This is a genomic window from Achromobacter denitrificans NBRC 15125 (assembly GCF_001571365.1).
GTDB lineage: Bacteria > Pseudomonadota > Gammaproteobacteria > Burkholderiales > Burkholderiaceae_B > Achromobacter > Achromobacter denitrificans.
This window is the reverse complement of the sequence record NZ_BCTQ01000050.1, coordinates 21253-38085: the sequence shown is the minus strand read 5'-3', so window position 1 is coordinate 38085 and position 16833 is coordinate 21253. Positions and strand designations below refer to the sequence as shown.

15 protein-coding genes are annotated in these 16833 nt (G+C 68.9%); 11 read left to right on the top strand and 4 right to left on the bottom strand.

The annotated features are described in order from the left end of the window. Positions 1-295 precede the first annotated feature (295 nt). Positions 296-832 carry a peroxiredoxin gene (locus ADE01S_RS27700; RefSeq protein ID WP_062684983.1) on the top strand — a complete coding sequence of 179 codons (537 nt, stop codon included), beginning with the start codon at positions 296-298 and terminating at the stop codon, positions 830-832. Positions 833-895: 63 nt separating this feature from the next. Here the strand turns inward: ADE01S_RS27700 and ADE01S_RS27695 are convergent, their stop codons facing one another. Next, entirely contained in the window at positions 896-2344 is a 1449-nt protein-coding gene (locus ADE01S_RS27695) for a CoA transferase (protein WP_062684982.1), read from the bottom strand. A 259-nt stretch (positions 2345-2603) separates the two neighbouring features. On the opposite strand from ADE01S_RS27695, the gene phrB reads away from it, so the two are divergent. After that, on the top strand, positions 2604-4022 hold the full coding sequence (phrB, locus tag ADE01S_RS27690) for a deoxyribodipyrimidine photo-lyase (protein WP_062684981.1): 1419 nt from the start codon (positions 2604-2606) through the stop codon (positions 4020-4022). Between the two features lie 31 nt (positions 4023-4053). Here the strand turns inward: phrB and ADE01S_RS27685 are convergent, their stop codons facing one another. Continuing rightward, on the bottom strand, positions 4054-4383 hold the full coding sequence (locus ADE01S_RS27685; protein ID WP_075873459.1) for a hypothetical protein: 330 nt from the start codon (positions 4381-4383) through the stop codon (positions 4054-4056). Positions 4384-4594: 211 nt separating this feature from the next. Between ADE01S_RS27685 and ADE01S_RS27680 the strand changes: the two genes are divergently transcribed. Both ADE01S_RS27680 and ADE01S_RS27675 read left to right on the top strand, forming a co-directional pair. Next, positions 4595-6133, top strand: a complete 1539-nt coding sequence (locus ADE01S_RS27680; RefSeq protein ID WP_062684980.1) for a DUF1800 domain-containing protein — start codon at positions 4595-4597, stop codon at positions 6131-6133. A 43-nt stretch (positions 6134-6176) separates the two neighbouring features. Beyond that, positions 6177-7373: a DUF1501 domain-containing protein gene (locus tag ADE01S_RS27675; RefSeq protein WP_062684979.1), complete on the top strand. Its 1197-nt coding sequence runs from the start codon at positions 6177-6179 to the stop codon at positions 7371-7373. A gap of 37 nt (positions 7374-7410) precedes the next feature. Here the strand turns inward: ADE01S_RS27675 and ADE01S_RS27670 are convergent, their stop codons facing one another. Further along, complete coding sequence (locus tag ADE01S_RS27670; RefSeq protein ID WP_062684978.1) at positions 7411-8232, bottom strand: AraC family transcriptional regulator; 822 nt, start codon at positions 8230-8232, stop codon at positions 7411-7413. Between the two features lie 175 nt (positions 8233-8407). On the opposite strand from ADE01S_RS27670, the gene ADE01S_RS27665 reads away from it, so the two are divergent. The 5 genes from ADE01S_RS27665 (at position 8408) to ADE01S_RS27645 (ending at position 14493) form a co-directional block, all read left to right on the top strand. Then, positions 8408-10018 carry an efflux transporter outer membrane subunit gene (locus ADE01S_RS27665; RefSeq protein WP_242663468.1) on the top strand — a complete coding sequence of 537 codons (1611 nt, stop codon included), beginning with the start codon at positions 8408-8410 and terminating at the stop codon, positions 10016-10018. After that, entirely contained in the window at positions 10015-11541 is a 1527-nt protein-coding gene (locus tag ADE01S_RS27660) for an MFS transporter (RefSeq protein WP_062684977.1), read from the top strand. The genes ADE01S_RS27665 and ADE01S_RS27660 overlap by 4 nt, the downstream gene beginning before the upstream one ends. Positions 11542-11545: 4 nt before the next feature. After that, positions 11546-12628, top strand: a complete 1083-nt coding sequence (locus tag ADE01S_RS27655; protein ID WP_062684976.1) for an HlyD family secretion protein — start codon at positions 11546-11548, stop codon at positions 12626-12628. Between the two features lie 154 nt (positions 12629-12782). After that, a complete protein-coding gene (locus tag ADE01S_RS27650; RefSeq protein ID WP_062684975.1) occupies positions 12783-13985 on the top strand; it encodes an MFS transporter in 1203 nt (400 codons plus the stop codon). A 16-nt stretch (positions 13986-14001) separates the two neighbouring features. Continuing rightward, the gene (locus ADE01S_RS27645) at positions 14002-14493 is read left to right on the top strand and encodes a glutathione peroxidase (protein WP_062684974.1); all 492 of its coding nucleotides are present in this window, start codon (positions 14002-14004) and stop codon (positions 14491-14493) included. Positions 14494-14502: 9 nt separating this feature from the next. Here ADE01S_RS27645 and ADE01S_RS27640 read toward each other — a convergent pair whose 3' ends face one another. Then, positions 14503-14970, bottom strand: a complete 468-nt coding sequence (locus ADE01S_RS27640; RefSeq protein ID WP_062684973.1) for an Lrp/AsnC family transcriptional regulator — start codon at positions 14968-14970, stop codon at positions 14503-14505. Positions 14971-15094: 124 nt separating this feature from the next. Here ADE01S_RS27640 and ADE01S_RS27635 point away from each other — a divergent pair, with 124 nt between their 5' ends. Together ADE01S_RS27635 and ADE01S_RS27630 are read left to right on the top strand one after the other, a co-directional pair. Next, complete coding sequence (locus ADE01S_RS27635) at positions 15095-16000, top strand: DMT family transporter (protein WP_062684972.1); 906 nt, start codon at positions 15095-15097, stop codon at positions 15998-16000. A 128-nt stretch (positions 16001-16128) separates the two neighbouring features. Continuing rightward, entirely contained in the window at positions 16129-16830 is a 702-nt protein-coding gene (locus ADE01S_RS27630) for a glutathione binding-like protein (protein WP_062684971.1), read from the top strand. The last annotated feature ends 3 nt before the right edge of the window (positions 16831-16833 follow it).

The window sequence follows — 16833 nt, the reverse complement described above, 5'->3', positions numbered from 1 at the left end:
CTCGCCAGCAACAGCAGCGCGACCAGCAGGCCCAGCAGCAGGCGCGCCAGCAACAGCAGCGCGACCAGCAGGCCCAGCAGCAGGCGCTCCAGCAACAACAGCGCGAGCAGCAGCAGGCGCGCCAGCAGCAGCAACAGCGCGAGCAGGCGCGCGGGGATGGCAACGGCAACGGCCGAGGCCAGTCAGCGCGCGACTAGCCGGTGTCCGGGGCGTGGAAGCGCCCTGGACCCTCGCCCCGCGCGGGGCTACATTAGGAAGCACGCGCCCCCTGCCCCAGACTCTGAAGGAGATTCCGATGAAGCGCACCGCCACCTGGTTATTGCTGAGCGGCCTGCTGGCCGCCGCGCCCGTCCACGCCGCGCTGGACGTGGGCGCCCCGGCGCCGGACTTCAGCGTCCAGGCCTCGCTGGGCGGCAATGTCTTCACCTTCAAGCTGAACGAGGCGCTCAAGCAGGGTCCGGTCGTGCTGTATTTCTTTCCGGCCGCCTTCACGCAGGGATGCACGATCGAAGCGCACAACTTCGCCGAAGCCACCGATGAATACAAATCGCTGGGCGCTACCGTCATCGGCGTGTCGACGGACGACATCGACACCCTCAACAAGTTCTCGGTCAGCGAATGCCGCAACAAGTTCGCGGTGGCCGCCGACGGCGACGGCAAGGTCATGAAGGCCTACGATGCCGTGCACGACAAGCGCCCCGAGTATGCGCAGCGCATCTCGTACGTCATCTCGCCGCAAGGCAAGATCGTCTATGAATTCACCGACATGAGCCCCGAATCCCACGTCGCCAACACCATGCGCGCCCTGCGCGAATGGAAGGCTCGCCAATAAGGCACAAGCCGGGGCGCCAGGCGCCGACGGCCGGAGCGGGCCGGCTGCGGCGACGCCAGGGCCTCAGTGGAACGGCCACACGGTGGGATGGGTGCCCGGCGGGCTCGAAGGACGGGTCCAGCGGGCCGGCGTCGCCGAGAAATTCGCGGCGTGGCGCAAGGCGATCAGCTCACCGAACCCCGAAGGCTCGGTTTCCAGCAGGCCGTCGAAGCCCGGCATCGGACAGGCCAGCCCGCCCTCCACCCGGCCCAGGCCGCGCAACCATTGCGCCGTCTGCGCCAGCGATACCCGCACATGCCAGCTGCCGCCTTCCGTGGCCTGGCGCGCCAGCGCCGCCTGGGCGCCGAACGCCATCAGGTAGCCGGAGGCGTGGTCCAGGATCTGCATGGGCAGCGGCTTGGGCGCTTCCTGGCCCGCGGCCTGCGCTTCGGCGTGATTGAAGCCCGTGGCGGTCTGCACCAGCGAATCGAAGCCGCGGCGGTTGGCCCAGGGCCCCGCGCTGCCGTAGGCGGACAGCGATACGTAGACGATGCCCGGGCGGATGCGCGCCGCGTCCTGCGGCCCGAACCCCAGCGCGGCCAGGCCGCCGGGCCGGTAGCCCTGCACGAACACGTGCGCGCTGCGCAGCAGGTTGCCCAGGGCGATGCGGCCGTCGGCGGTGTCCAGGTCGGCCAGGACCGAGAGCTTGCCGCGGCTGGTGTCGATAATGTTGTCGATGTTGGGCAGTTGCGGCGAATTGACCAGCATCACGTCCGCGCCGTAGGCGGCCAGCGCCCGGCCGCAAACCGGCCCCGCGATGATGCGGGTCAGGTCGAGCACCCGGATGTCGCGCAGCGGCCGGGCGTCGTGCCCGTACTTGGGCAAGGGCCGGGGATCGGCCTCGCCGATGCGCTCGATCGTCAGCAGGGGCTGCGCGGCCAGCGCCTGGGCTTGGGGATGGCGGTCCCATTCGTCGAAACTGCGCATGGCGGCCACGGCCAGGCCCGCGTCGGCGGCCACCTGCTCGAAATCCAGCGCGTTCCAGCGGCTCAGGGCGCGCTCCACCGCCTCGCGGGTCGCGCTATCGCCCGGCGGACAGCCCAGCAGCGCCAGCGCGCCATCGCGATGATGCGCGAAGTTGGCATGGATGCGGACCCAGCCGCCATCGCCGCAGCGATACAGGCCGGAGATCGGATCCCAGGGATTGGGCGTGACGCCGTTGATCTTGAAGTAGCTGCGGCATTCCTGCGCCGCGTGCAGCATGTCCACGCTGACCTGCTGCCTCGCGCCGCCCCGCAAGTGCCAGATCTCGGCGGCGGCCAGGGCGGCCGCGGCCATGCTGGCCTGCGCCGCCGTGCCGACGGCAAAAGACGAGGGAAGCACCGGATCGGCGCCCGTCAGCAAGACGTGGCTCAGGGATTCGTCCGGCAGGTCGACCGAGCGCCAGATCTTCTGCAACACGTCCAGCGACGTCTTGCCGGCAGGTGGGCGGCCCCTCAGAAAGGACGGGCGGAGGTCCATCAGATTTCCCATAGCGTTCACTTGCTCCAGGGGCAGGCCCTAATCGTTTACTTGGATTACATGACCAGGGCCGCCGCCGCGTCAATATGTACGGCGCGCCAGCGTGTTTCATGGTTTGACGGCCACGCGGCCCCGCCACGCCCGGCCGGACACATATACTCGTAGTTTTTACATCGTATTCCAAGGCGCGCCCGCCGCCGTCCGCGCAATATAGAATGCCACCCTCGCCCGCGCGTGCCCGCCGCGGGCCGATCCGCCCCCCTGGATTCCCATGAACACGCTGCTCTGGCTGCGCACCGATCTGCGCGCGCACGACAACCCCGCCCTGGCCGCCGCCGCCGAGGACGGCTCCGTGACGGCGCTGTTCCTGGCCGCGCCGGCCCAATGGCGCCTGCATGGCGACGCGCCGGCCAAGGTGGACTTCTGGCTGCGCAATCTGCGCGAGTTGTCGCGCGACCTAGCGGAGCTGGGCATACCGCTCAAGCTGCTCACCGTGCGGGACTGGAGCGAGGCGCCCGCCGCGCTGGCCGGCTTCTGCCGGGACCACGCCATCGGCCATGTCCATGCCAACGCCGAATGGGCCGTCAACGAACGCCGCCGCGACGCCTCGGTCGCCGCGGGCCTGCAGGCCATGGGCGTGGACTGGACCCTGCATCACGGCGCCTCGCTGCTGCGCCCCGGCACCGTGCTCACCGGCAAGGGCGACTGCTATCGCGTCTACACGCCCTACGCGCGCGCCTGCCGCGAACGCCTGCGCACCGCGCCCCCGCGCGCCCTGCCCGCGCCGCGCCGCCAAGCGCCGCCTCCCTGGGCGGCCGACCCGCTGCCCGCGGCCTTCGATGGTTTCGACGCGCCGGACGAGGCCGTGCGCGCGCTCTGGCCCGCGGGAGAAAGCGCCGCGCAAGATCGCCTGGAGGCGTTCGCCGACGGCGTCATCGACGCGTACCGCGACGAGCGCGATTTCCCGTCGCGCCCCGCCACCAGTTGCCTGTCGCCCTACCTGGCGGCCGGCGTGCTGTCGCCCGGCCAGGCCCTGCGCGCCGCGCTCGCGGCCAATCACGGCGAGATCGACAGCGGCAAGGCCGGCGCCGCCACGTGGATCAACGAATTGCTGTGGCGCGAGTTCTACCAGCACCTGCTGGCCGCGCATCCGTCCTTGTCCATGCACCAGCCCATGAAGCCGGAGACCGCCGCCGTGCCCTGGCGCGACGCGCCGCAGGACCTGGAAGCCTGGCGGCACGGGCGCACCGGCATTCCCATCGTGGACGCCGCCATGCGCCAGTTGCTGGCGCTGGGCTGGATGCACAATCGCCTGCGCATGGTGACCGCCATGTTCCTGTCCAAGAACCTGCTCATCGACTGGCGCGAGGGCGAAGCCTGGTTCATGGCGCATCTGGTGGACGGCGACCTGGCCGCCAACAACGGCGGCTGGCAATGGAGCGCCTCGACCGGCGCCGACGCGGTGCCCTACTTCCGCGTCTTCAATCCGCTGTCGCAATCGCGCAAGTTCGATCCGGACGGGGTGTTCCTGCGCGAATGGCTGCCGGAACTGGCGCACCTGCCGGGCGACGCGATCCACGATCCCAGCCCGATGGAACGCGCGGCGGCCGGCTATCCGATGCCGATCGTGGACCTCGCGCAAAGCCGGCTGCGCGCGCTGGAGGCATTCGGCGGGCTTCCCCGCTCATGAAGCGACGAGGAAGCCGCGCGGAAGTCGCGCCTCAGCCCGCCGCGGCCTCTTTGTCCAGCCGCTTGATGAACACCTGCAATTCCTTCACCACCTGCTGGTCGCCGCGGGCCTGCGCGGCTTGCAGGCCGGCCTCCCAGGCCGCGCGCGCGCCGGCCTTGTCGCCACGCCCCAGGCAGGCCTTGCCCAGCCACTTCCAGGCGACGGAATAGGTCGGGTCGAACGCCAGCGACGCGCGCAGGTGCGTTTCCGCGTCTTCAAAACACGCTTGTTCGGCATAGGCCTTGCCCAGGGAAAATCGCAACAGCATGTTGTCCGTTCCCTTGGCCAGCATCGCCTCCAGGCGCTCGATCATCGCTTCCATTGCCGCCCTCCTTCAGGCGCTTGCGTATCCCCGTCACCCTGCATGATAGGCCGCCCGCCCCGCGCCCGCGGCAATGGCCCCGCGCCGCGTCCGGACATGGGCGAAAACCGGATGCGATCCGTTTCCTTGCGTTTCAAGACGCGCCCGATCCGGAATCTCCCAGCGACTATCCTGTCACACCTCCAGTCGTTCCAGGGAAGGTCTCCGCCACATGCCGTTGTCGTGTCTCCGCCTGCGCCTCGCCGCGCCCCTGCTGTTGCTCTCCCTGTCCACCGGCGTCCTGGCGCAGCCGGCCGTCGACGCCAAGGCGCGCGACGCCGCGCTGGTGAATCGCGTCACCTGGGGCGCGACGCCCGCCGAGCTTGCCCGCATCCGGGAAATGGGCGCCGACCGCTATCTGCGGGCGCAACTGCAACCGCCGGCGCGCGACGCGCTGCCGGCCGAGGTGCAGCAGCGCATCGACGCCCTCTCGATCTCGCGCGTCTCCGATGAAGCGGCGCGCGCCGCGCAGCTCGACATGCGCGAGAAGGCCGAAAAGCTGCCTCCGGACCAGAAGCTGAAAGGCATGCGCGAGGCGCGCCAGTTCTCGCTGCGACGCGCCGCGGAAGTGGGTGACCGGGCGCTGTGGCGCGCAGTCTACTCGCCCAACCAGCTGCGGGACCAGATGACCTGGTTCTGGATGAATCACTTCAACGTGGACCAGGGCAAGGGCGACGCCGGCATCTTCCTGTCGCAATACGAAGACCGCGCCATCCGCCCGCATGCGCTGGGCAAGTTCCGCGACCTGCTGTCGGCCACCATGCGCGCGCCGGCGATGCTGATCTACCTGGACAACACCCGCAACGCGGCCGGCCGGATCAACGAAAACTACGCGCGCGAGCTGATGGAGCTGCATACGCTGGGCGTGGGCGGCGGCTATACCCAGGCCGACGTCCAGGAGCTGGCCCGCATCCTCACCGGCATGGGCATAGGCCAGACGGCCGAGCCGCCCAAGGTCAGGCGCGAATGGCGCGACAAGGTCGTGCAGGAAGGGCTGTTCCTCTTCAATCCGGCGCGCCATGATTTCGGCGACAAGAAATTCCTCGGCCATCGCATCGCCGGAAGCGGGATCCAGGAAGCCGACGAGGCCGCCGCCCTGCTCTCTCGCAGCCCGGCGACGGCCAGGCACCTGAGCGGGAAGCTGGCCGTGTACTTCACCGGCGACGCGCCCCCGGCCTCGCTCGTGGACAAGATGAGCCAGACGTTCCTGGCCACCGACGGCAACATCGCCGCCACGCTCAAGACGCTGTTCGATTCGCCCGAGTTCGCGGCCTCGCTGCGCAAAGGCGTGTTCAAGGATCCCGTGCATTACGTGTATTCGTCCTTGCGGCTGGCCTATGACGGGATGCCGCCCATCGTGAATCCGCGGCCGGGCGCCGCCATGCTCAAGCAATTGGGCCAGCCCTTGAACCAGCGGCTCACGCCGGACGGCTATCCCATGAGCCAGTCCGACTGGGCCGGCTCCGGACAGATGAGCGCGCGCTTCGAGGTCGCCAGCGTCATCGCCGGCGCGCCACAGCGCTTCTACAAGGAGGACGGCGACGGCGGCCCGGTCGAACTGCCGCCCCTGCCCGACCTGCTGAAGGCCAATGAGGGCAACGGCCTGTACGCGGACCTGTCGCCGGCCACGCGGGCAGCGGTCGCCCAAGCCAAATCGCCACGGAGCGCCAACACCTACCTGCTGGCCTCGCCCGAATTCATGCGCCGCTGAGGGCGGCGCCAGTCTCACCACCAACCGGCCCAGGGAGAACATCATGGATCGCCGCCGCCTGCTACAACTGATGGCTGCCGCCCCGCTGGCGCTCGCAGGCAGCCGCCTCTACGCCGCCCCCGCCGCCTCGGACAACCGCCTGCTGGTCGTCTTCATGCGCGGCGCCTATGACGCGGCCAGCCTGCTCGTGCCCACCGCCAGCGAGTTCTATTACGAATCCCGGCCCACCATCGCCATCCCCCGCCCCGGCGGCGGACCGGGCGCGGCCCTGCCCCTGGCAGACGGGTGGGCCCTGCACCCGGCGCTGGCCGAAAGCCTGCTGCCTTTCTACGAGCGGCGCCAGCTGGCCTTCGTGCCCTTCGCCGGTACCGAGGACACCAGCCGCAGCCATTTCAAGACCCAGAACGGCATCGAACTGGGACAAGGCGGGGCCGCCGGCGGCGACTATCGCTCGGGCTTTCTCAACCGCCTCACGGCGGCCCTGGGCGGCAAGGCCGCGCAGTCCGCCGCCTTCACCTCGGAGGTGCCGCAGATATTCCGCGGCGACGCGCGCGTGCCAAATATCGACCTGATCGGCGCCGGCCGCAAATCGCGCCTGAACAGCGACGACAACCGCGCGATCGAGTCCATGTACCAGCACACCGACCTGCATGCGTCGGTCGCCGAAGGGCAGCGCATCATGGGCGCGGCCCGCGAGGAAATCGAAGCCGAGATGCAGGCGGCCAGCGGCAATGCCGTCTCCGCCGACAAGCTCGAACAGGAAGTGCGGCGCATCGCGCGCTTCATGGTGGACCGCTACAACCTGGGCTTCGTGGACGTCGGCGGCTGGGACACGCACGTCGGCCAGGGTGCGGCCAGCGGCCTGCTGGCGAACCGCCTGGGCCAGCTGGGCCGGGCGCTGGCGGCCTATGCCGACGCCATGGGGCCGGCCTGGCGCCAGACCACCGTGGTGGTCATCAGCGAATTCGGCCGCACCTTCCGCGAGAACGGCAACAAAGGCACGGACCACGGCCACGGCACGGTGTACTGGGTCATGGGCGGCAACGTGCAAGGCGGACGCATCGCCGGCCGCCAGGTGGAGGTCAAGCGCGATACGCTGTTCCAGGACCGCGACTATCCCGTGCTCAATGAATACCGTTCCGTGTTCGCCGGCCTGTTCTCGCGCCTGTACGGGCTGGACCGGGCGCGGCTGGCCCAGGTGTTCCCCGGCGTGGCGCCGCTGGATTTGAAGTTGGTGTAGGCCCTCGCCGGCTCGCCACTTGCCTCGGCACGCCGCATCACGGAAAACCGGAAGGCTCGGGCTCGCTCGCCGCGCCGGTGCGCTCGGCCAAAAAGCGGCCGGGGGGCTTGCCCACCGCCTTCTTGAACATCGTCACGAAAGCGCTGGCGCTGTCGTAGCCCAATTCATAAGCCACGGTCTGCACCGATAGCCCAGACGTCAGCCGCTGCAGGCCGGCGATGACATGCCATTGGCGGCGCCAGCGTCCCACGCTCATTCCCGTCTGCTGCCGGAACAAGCGGCTCATGCTGCGTTCGCTCATGCCGATGCGCGCCGCCCACTGCGGCAGCGAGGCGGAATCGGCGGGATCGGCAAGCATGGCATCGGTCAGCTTCAGCAGCCGCGGGTCCGACGGCCGCGGCAGGTGCAGTTGCTCCAGCGGCGCGGCCACCAATTCGTCCAACAGCACCGACATGATCCGGCCATCGGCGCCTTGCGGCTCGTATAGCCTGGGCAACTGGCAGGCCCGGTCTATCAGCGCTTGCAGGAGCACCGAAACCGCGACGCTGCAGCACCTCTCCGGCAGGCCGGCGACGGCGTCCGGCTCGACGAACAGCGCATACCCGCGAACCTTTCCCGATGGCCTGGCGCGATGGCTCATGCCGCCGGGGATCCAGACCGCGCAGCCAGGCGGCACCATCCAGACGCCCCGCTCGGTCTCGCAGGTGATGACGCCGGACACCGTGTAGAGCAATTGCGCCTTGCGGTGGCGGTGGGGGGGATATTCGCCGCCCTCGGTCACCAGCGAAATGCTGGCCGCCACCACGGGTCGGTCAACCTGGTGCGGTTCAGGATCGGCGTAAACGGGAAGGTATTCCATGGAATGCAAGGCGGGCGCGAAAGGCAGTGCCGGCCACGATACGGCACATCCCCGATGGCGTCATCAGCGCGATTGGCCAGTTGATTTACCGATCCAGCCATATGCGGTTGGCCGGATTGATAAATGAATTGGCTATTTTATGGAATGACGCCATCCATAAAGAGAATGAGAATACTTGCATTCGCCGGCCGGGCCGACACGGATGCCGCGGGAAACCGCCAGTTCGAATCGCCGGGCGCGGCGGCGCCTTCATCAACATCTGCGCGGCGGGCCGCCCTCCCTGGGCATTGCGCCGCCGCATTACGCCAGCCACATGATCCGTTTTCCAATGACCCGGACGTCCGCCGTCCTCTTGAGCCTGGTGCTGACCGGCTGCGCCGTGGGTCCGGCATTCCATCCGCCATCCGACCAGCCGCTCGCGGCGGAGATGCAGCCGCGCGACGCAGGTTCCCTATCCTCCAGGCTGAAACGCGGCCCGGTGCCCATAGCCTGGTGGAACTTGCTGAATGATCCTATCCTGACCGGCCTGCAGCGCCGGGCCGCGCGGACCAGCCTGGATTTGCAGGCAGCCGCCGCGCGCGTGGCCCAAAGCCGGGCGGCACTCGGCATCGCCGGCGCGCGGCTGATGCCGCGGCTCGGCGCCAGCGCCTCCTATGCCCGAGAAGCCGATAGCGCGAACGGCAAGATGGCCGCCCTCGGCGCGCCAACCGACGCCTACGAGTACTGGCAGGCCGGCTTCGATGCCTCCTGGGAGATCGACCTCTGGGGACATGCGCGCAGCCTGCGGGAACAGGCCGGGGCCGAGATGGCCGCCGCCTGGTATGACCGGGAGGCCGTGCGTGTCGCCATGGCCGCCGAGATCGCGCGCAACTACCTGCAATTGCGCGGTACCCAGGCGCAGCTCGACATCGCTGAACAGAACGAGAAAATTGCCGCGCATGCGCTGCGCCTGGCCGAGAGCCGCGCGCGCAACGGCGTCGCGACGCACTTCGACACCGCCGCCGCCAATGCGCAATTGGCCACCGTGCGCGCGCTGCAACCCGAGTTGGCGAGGGAACGCGACGCGCACATGAACGCGCTGGCGCTGTTATTGGGCTTGGCGCCACGCGAACTGGATACGGAGCTCGGGCCGGCCCGCCCCCTCCCCCGCCCTCCACAAACCGTGCCGGTGGGCATGCCGTCCGAACTGGCGCGCCGCCGTCCGGACATCCAACGCGCCCAGGCCCGCCTCCAGGCCGCCACCGCAGCCGTCGGCGTTGCCACCGCGGACTTCTATCCGCGCCTGACGCTCGGCGGCCGTCTGGGTGTCGAGGCCTTCCACGGCGGCGACCTGGGCAACTGGGCCTCGCGGCAGTTCTCGGTGGGACCGGCGCTTTATCTGCCCATCTTCGAAGGCGGCAGGCTGCGCGGCACCCTGGCGCTGACGGAGGCCCGCCAGCAGGAAGCCGCCATCGCCTTCCAGCAGACGGTGCTGCGCGCCTGGCACGAGGTCGACGACGCGCTCGACGCCTGGGCGGCGGAACAGCGCCGCCACGTCGAACTGCAACGCGCCTTCGACCACAATCGGCTCGCCTTGCAGGCTTCCGAACGCGCGTACCAGCAGGGCGCCGCCGACTACCTGCCCGTGTTGATCGCGCAGCGCCATCTGCTCGACAGCCAACTGGCGCTGACCCATAGTTCGACCCGGTCGACGCTGACGGTCGTGGCGCTGTACAAGGCGCTGGGAGGCGGCTGGGACGCCGCCGCGGTTTCCGGCCCCTCGGCCGACGGCGAGGCCCGGCAATGAGCGCGCGCGCCGCGCCGGCAGCCGGCCACGAACGCCGCGCGCGACCCCTGGTCGCGCTGACGGGCATCTTTCTTGCGGCCATGACGGCCGGGCTGAACAATCGGGTCGGCGCGCTGGCCCTGGCGGACATCCGCGGCGCGCTGGGCCAGGGCCTGGACGACGCCTCCTGGCTCGGCACGGTCTATACGGCGGGCGAACTCGTCGCCATGCCTTTCGCTTCTTGGTTCGCCATCACGCTCTCGCTGCGCCGGTTCCACCTGGGCATGGTCGGGCTGTGCGCGCTGATCGCCCTGGTCCTGCCCTTCGTTCACAGCCTGCCTCTGCTCCTGGCGCTGCGCGGCCTGCAGGGCCTGGCCGGCGGCGCGCTCATCCCGGTGCTGATGATGGCCGCGCTGAAATTCCTGCCGCCGCCGATCCGGCTGCATGGCCTCGCGCTCTACGCCATGACCGCCACCTTCGCGCCCAACGTATCGATCTGGCTGACGGGCCTGTGGACCGACACCCTGACGGACCTGCGCCTGGTCTATTGGCAAGCGATCCCCCTGCTGCTGCTTGCCGGCACGCTGGTCGGCTGGAGCCTGCCGGACGCGCCATCCCAGGCCGAACGCTTCAAGCACGCCAACTGGCCCGGCATGGCCTTGGGAGCCATCGGCCTGACCTCGATCACGGTCGCGCTGGACCAGGGGGTCCGGCTGGACTGGTTCGAATCGCCCCTGATCGCCAGCGCCTTCGCGATTGGCCTGGCGTTCACCGCGGCCTACCTCGTCAGCGAGTGGTTCCATCCCGAGCCCTTCATAAAACTGCGCTTGTTGGGACGCCGCAATCTGGGGCTTGGGTTCACCGTGTTCGTATGCCTCCTGATCGTGATGCTGTCGGGTTCGTCGGTGCCCGCGGCCTTTCTCGGCCGGATCTGGGGATACCGCGCCCTGCAAAGCGCGCCCATCGGGCTGATCGTCGGGTTGCCTCAATTGCTGCTCGGCCCTTGCGTCGCCGCGCTGCTGTACCGGAAGTGGGTCGATGCGCGCATCGTGTTCGCCATGGGCCTGGGGCTGATTGCCCTGGCGTGCCTGTTCGGATCGCGCCTGACTTCCGATTGGATCTGGGAGCAGTTCGTTCTTGTCCAGACCCTGCAGGCCTTCGGCCAGCCCATGGCGGTGATCTCCCTGCTGTTTCTGGCGACCAGCGTGGTACAGCCTCCGGAAGGTCCCTACGTGTCGGGCACCATCAACGCGCTGCGCGTCTTCGGCACCTTGATCGGCGGCGCGGGCGTGAGCCAGTTCACGGTCTTGCGTGAACGCTTCCACGCGGACGCGCTGCTGGATTATCCGGGCCTGCTCAACGGAAGCTGGACGCATCTGACCGGGGCTGCCGAGGTGGCCTCGGCCCTGCATGAACAGGCCTTTGTCCTGGCGACGTCCGACGCCTATCTGCTGCTGGGCCTGCTGGCCCTTCTGATGATTCCCCTGGTGTTGCGCCTTCAGTACATCCCGGCGCCACAACCCGCCTCTTCTTCTCATGGATAAACCAATGTCAATGCCCAAGACCGGCAAGGCCGCTATCGGCGCCTTGCTTGCCGTTACCGCCGTAGCCGGACTCTTCTACATCAACCGCCCGGAAAGCGCATCGAACCTGCAATCGACCGACAACGCCTATGTCCGCGCCGACTACACCCAGGTGTCCCCCCAGGTTTCGGGCCGCATCGCGCAGGTTCTGGTCGAGGACAATCAGCGCGTGACGCCAGGGCAGGTTCTCGCAGTCATCGACGACCGCGACTTCGCCATTGCGCTGGAACACGCCCGCGCCCGGGTGTTGAGCGCGCAAGCCGTCATCGACAGCCTGTCGGCCCAGTCGGCGCGCCAAGAGCACGAGATCGCGCGGGCCCAGGCGACCGTCACGGCGGACCAGGCGGCCTTGCGCCTCGCGCAGGCGGACCTGGCGCGGTACCGCAACCTGGCGGCGGACGGCTCCGGCACGGTCCAGGCTTTGCAGCAAGCCCAGGCCCAGGCGGTCATCCACGGCGCCACGCTGGAAAAGGATCGCGCTGCTCATCAGGCCGCGCTGCGCCAGCTGGATATCCTCCGCGCCGAACTGCGCAAGGCTCGCGCCACGCTGGCGCAAATGAAGGCCGAAGAGGCCGCCGCGGAACTGAACCTTTCCTATACCCGCATTACCGCCCCGATCGCGGGCACGGTCGGCCAGCGTTCCTTGCGCATGGGCGCGTTCATCGCCACCGGCAGGCCCGTCGCCGCGGTCGTGCCCCTGGACGAGGTCTATGTCGAAGCCAATTACCGCGAAACCCAACTGGCCCGCGTCCGTCCGGGGCAGCCGGTCAAGATCAGCGTCGACGCGCTGCCCGGCGTCACGCTGCGCGGCACCGTGGACAGCCTGGCGCCGGCCAGCAACGCCAGCTATGCGCCGCTGGGCCCGCAAAACGCCACCGGCAACTTCACCAAGATCGTCCAGCGCCTGACGGCCCGGATACGCCTGGACGCCGGCCAGCCCGACGCCGCGCGCCTGCGGGTGGGAATGTCGGTCGTGCCGGAGATAGATGTGTCCGCCGACGCCGCCGGCGCTCCGAGCGACGGGAAAGTGGCATTGAAGCGCAATTGATGCGCGGCCCCGCAAGGTCGCAGGAAAATCAGGGTATACCCTTAATATCAACAGGGCTTTTCCGGCGCGCCGCCACCGCGCTGCCCTAGAATTCCGCCCTTGCCTTCTACGCGCCGGGCGGCGCTCCCCGCCGCCCGGCCCTCCGCCGCCTCCCATGCCCCTGCACCTCATCGCGCTGGCCGCCGCCGCTTTCGGCATCGGCACCAGCGAGTTCGTCATCATGGGCCTGCTGCCCAACGTCGCCGAAGACCTCCGCGTCGGGATCGACATCGCCGGCCTGCTGATCACCGGCTACGCCATGGGCGTGGTCATCGGCGCCCCCATCATGGCCATCGTCACCGCTAAGCTGCCGCGCAAGGCCGCGCTGATCGGCCTGGCCAGCACCTTCGTCCTGGGCAACCTGCTCTGTGCCCTGGCGCCCAGCTACGGGCTGCTCATGGCGGCGCGGGTATTCACCGCGTTCTGCCATGGCGCGTTTTTCGGCCTGGGCGCCGTGGTCGCCGCCGACCTGGTGCCGCGCAACCAGCGCGCCAGCGCCATCGCGCTGATGTTCACCGGGCTGACGCTCGCCAACGTGCTGGGCGTGCCGCTGGGCACCGCGCTGGGCCAGGTGGCGGGCTGGCGCTCCACGTTCTGGGTGGTCAGCGGCATCGGGCTGGTGGCCGTCGCCGCCCTGGCGGCGTGGCTGCCTTCCCGCATCCCGATGCAGCCCGGCAATATCCTGCGCGAATTCAAGGTGCTGCGCGACGCGCGCGTGGTGTGGCCGCTGGCCGCCAGCGTGCTGGCGTCGGCGGCGCTGTTCTGCGTGCTGACCTACATCGCGCCGCTGCTGCGCGAAGTGACCGGCGTGTCCGAGCGCGGCGTCACCGGCGTGCTGCTGCTGTTCGGCGTGGCGCTGACCATCGGCAGCACCTTGGGCGGCAAGCTGGGCGACCGCAATCTCGAAGCCTCGCTGCGCCGCATCTTCATCGGGCTGCTGCTGGTCTTCCTGGTGCTGAGCCAGGCCATCCATTCCCTGGTGCCCATGCTGCTGACCACCTTCGTCTGGGGCGTGCTGGGGTTCGCCGTGGTGCCGCTGCTTCAGACGCTGATCGTGGACCAGGCGGCGGAAGCCCCCAACCTCGCCTCCACGCTGAACCAGGGCGCGTTCAACCTGGGCAACGCCAGCGGCGCCTGGCTGGGCAGCCTGGCGCTGGGCCAGGGCCTGCCGCTGACGGACCTGCCGTGGATGTCGGCCGGCATCACGCTGGCCGTGCTGCTCCTGACGCTGTGGGGAACGCGCTACTACGGCCGCCACGCCGGGACTACACTCGCGGGACAAGCCGGCGCGCTGACGCCCTCGCGTTCCGACGCCTGACCGGCAGGAGCCCCGCATGAGCACGATCTACGATTTCTCCGCCCGCGGCATCGACGGCGCGGAACAATCCCTGGACACCTACCGCGGCCGTGTGCTGCTGGTGGTGAACGTCGCCTCCAAATGCGGCTTCACGCCGCAGTACACCGGCCTGGAAACGCTGTACCGTTCCTACCGCGACGACGGCCTGGCGGTGCTGGGCTTTCCCTGCGACCAGTTCGGCCACCAGGAACCCGGCGACGAAGCCGCGATCCGCGATTTTTGCAGCACGCAGTACGACATCACCTTCCCCCTGTACGCCAAGATCGAGGTCAACGGCAACGGCGCCCACCCGCTGTACCGCTGGCTCAAGGGCGAAAAGCCCGGCGTGTTCGGCACCGAGGGCATCAAGTGGAACTTCACCAAGTTCCTGGTCGGCCGCGACGGCCGCGTCATCAAGCGCTACGCGCCCACCGACACGCCGGCGAGCCTCAAGGACGACATCGAAAAAGCCCTGTCCGCGCCCGTCTGATCCCCCGCCCTAGCGCAGCGGCGGCAGCCGGCGGCGCACGGTGTGCGCCTTGACGATCGCGGTGTTCGTCTCGGCGAATTCCGTGACGCGCTCCAGGATGCCGTCCAGGTGCGAGATCGAGCGCAGCACCACCCGGGCGATGAAGCAATCGTCGCCCGTCACCTTGTCGCACTCCACGAACTCCGGTATCTCCTGGATCAACCCCTCCACGTGACGCAACTGCCCCGGCAGCGGGCGGATGCGCACGATGGCCTCCAGCGAGTATCCCAGCGCCACCGGATCCACGTTCAGGGTATAGGCCCGGATCACTCCCGATTCTTCCAGGCGCCTCAGGCGGTCCGCGACGCTGGGCGCGGACATGCCCACCTGGCGCGCGAGGTCGGCCGTGGTGGTGCGCGCATTGGCGGAAAGCATCTCTACCAGGCGGCGGTCGATACCGTCCAGCACCTGGTTTTCATTTTTTAGGTCGTTTTGCATAAATTCCACCTAAACAAAGGTTCTATGAGCCATTGACCGCATCAACATCATATAACCGCCTTAATCTGCCTGGGATAATTTCTCCATCAAGCATCGAGGCCACGGCGCCTCCTGGAGAATCCTCATGAATCCCTCATCAGAACGCATCGGCCTGGCGCAGATGGCCGCCGCGATGACCCTGTCCGGCACGCTGGGCGTGTTCGTGCTGGAGTCCGGGCAAAGCGCCTGGAACGTCGTTTTCTTCCGTTGCGTCTTCGGCGCCTTGTCCCTGTTCCTCTATTGCTGGATGCGCGGGCTGCTCAAGCCTGGCCTGTTCACGGCCAGGACGCTGGCGCTGGCGCTGGTCGCCGGCGCCGCCCTGGTGCTGAACTGGGTGTTGCTGTTTTCCGCCTATCGGCTGGCCTCGATCTCGCTGGCCACCGCCGTCTACAACGTACAGCCTTTCTTCCTCATCGGCCTGGGCGTGCTGTTCCTGGGCGAGCGGCCCACGCGCGGCAAGCTGGCGTGGTCCGTCATTGCCTTCGCCGGCCTGCTGCTGGTGCTGCGCCTGTCCACCGCGGGCGGCGCGGACGGCGCCGCCTACCTGACGGGGCTGCTGCTGGGCCTGGGCGCGGCGGCGCTCTACGGCGTCACCGCCATCATCGTGAAGCGGCTCAAGGGCATCCCGCCGCAGGTGCTGGCGCTGGTCCAGGTGACGCTCGGCGCGGTCATGCTGCTGCCCATGGCGGACTTCGGCGCCCTGCCCTCGGCGCCGCTGCAATGGGGGTATCTGGTCGCGCTGGGATTGATCCATACCTGCCTCATGTACATCCTGATGTATTCGGCCATCCAGAAGCTGCCCACCACTTCCACCGCCGCGCTCAGCTTCATCTATCCCGCCGTTGCCATCATGCTCGATTTCGCGGTCTACGGGCACCGCATGGACGCCACGCAGATCATCGGCGTGGCCATGATCTTCCTGGCGGCGGCCGGCGTCAGCCTGAACTGGACCTGGAAACTGCCGGGCCGCGCCCGTCCGGGCGCCGCCTGAGCGGCCTGCCGGACCCGGGGGGCAAACCCGTACCCGCCCCCCGGTTATTCAGGCCGCCGCCGGGGGTGCCCCGCTATCATGGCCGTTCCGCCCGGCGGCCACCGCCGGCGCCATGACCAGGACACCCCATGATCGACCTCTATTACTGGACCACCCCCAACGGCCACAAGATCACCCTGTTCCTCGAAGAAAGCGGCCTGCCCTACAAGATCCACCCGGTGAACATCAGCCGCGGCGACCAGTTCAAGCCCGAATTCCTCGCCATCGCGCCGAACAACCGCATTCCCGCCATCGTCGACCAGAAGCCGGCCGACGGCGGCGCGCCGATATCCTTGTTCGAATCCGGCGCCATCCTGCTCTATCTCGCCGAGAAGACCGGGCGCTTCCTGCCCGCCGACCTGCGCGGCCGCGCGGAAGTCTCCCAGTGGCTCTTCTGGCAGATGGGCGGCCTGGGCCCCATGGCCGGCCAGAACCACCATTTCTCCGGCTACGCGCCCGAGCGCATCCCCTACGCCATCGAACGCTACGTCAAGGAAACCAACCGCCTTTACGGCGTGCTCGACAAGCGCCTGGCCGACCGCGAGTTCGTCGCCGGCGACTACTCGATCGCGGACATGGCGGCCTATCCCTGGATCGTGCCGCACGCCAAGCAGGGCCAGGACCTGAACGATTTTCCGCACCTGAAGCGCTGGTTCGACGCCATCGCCGCCCGGCCCGCCACGCAGCGCGCCTACGCCCTGGCCGATACCGTCAACACCGCCCCGTCGGTCAGCGACGAGGCCTCGCGCCGCATCCTGTTCGGCCAGACCGCCCAGAACGTCGCCCGCTGAAAA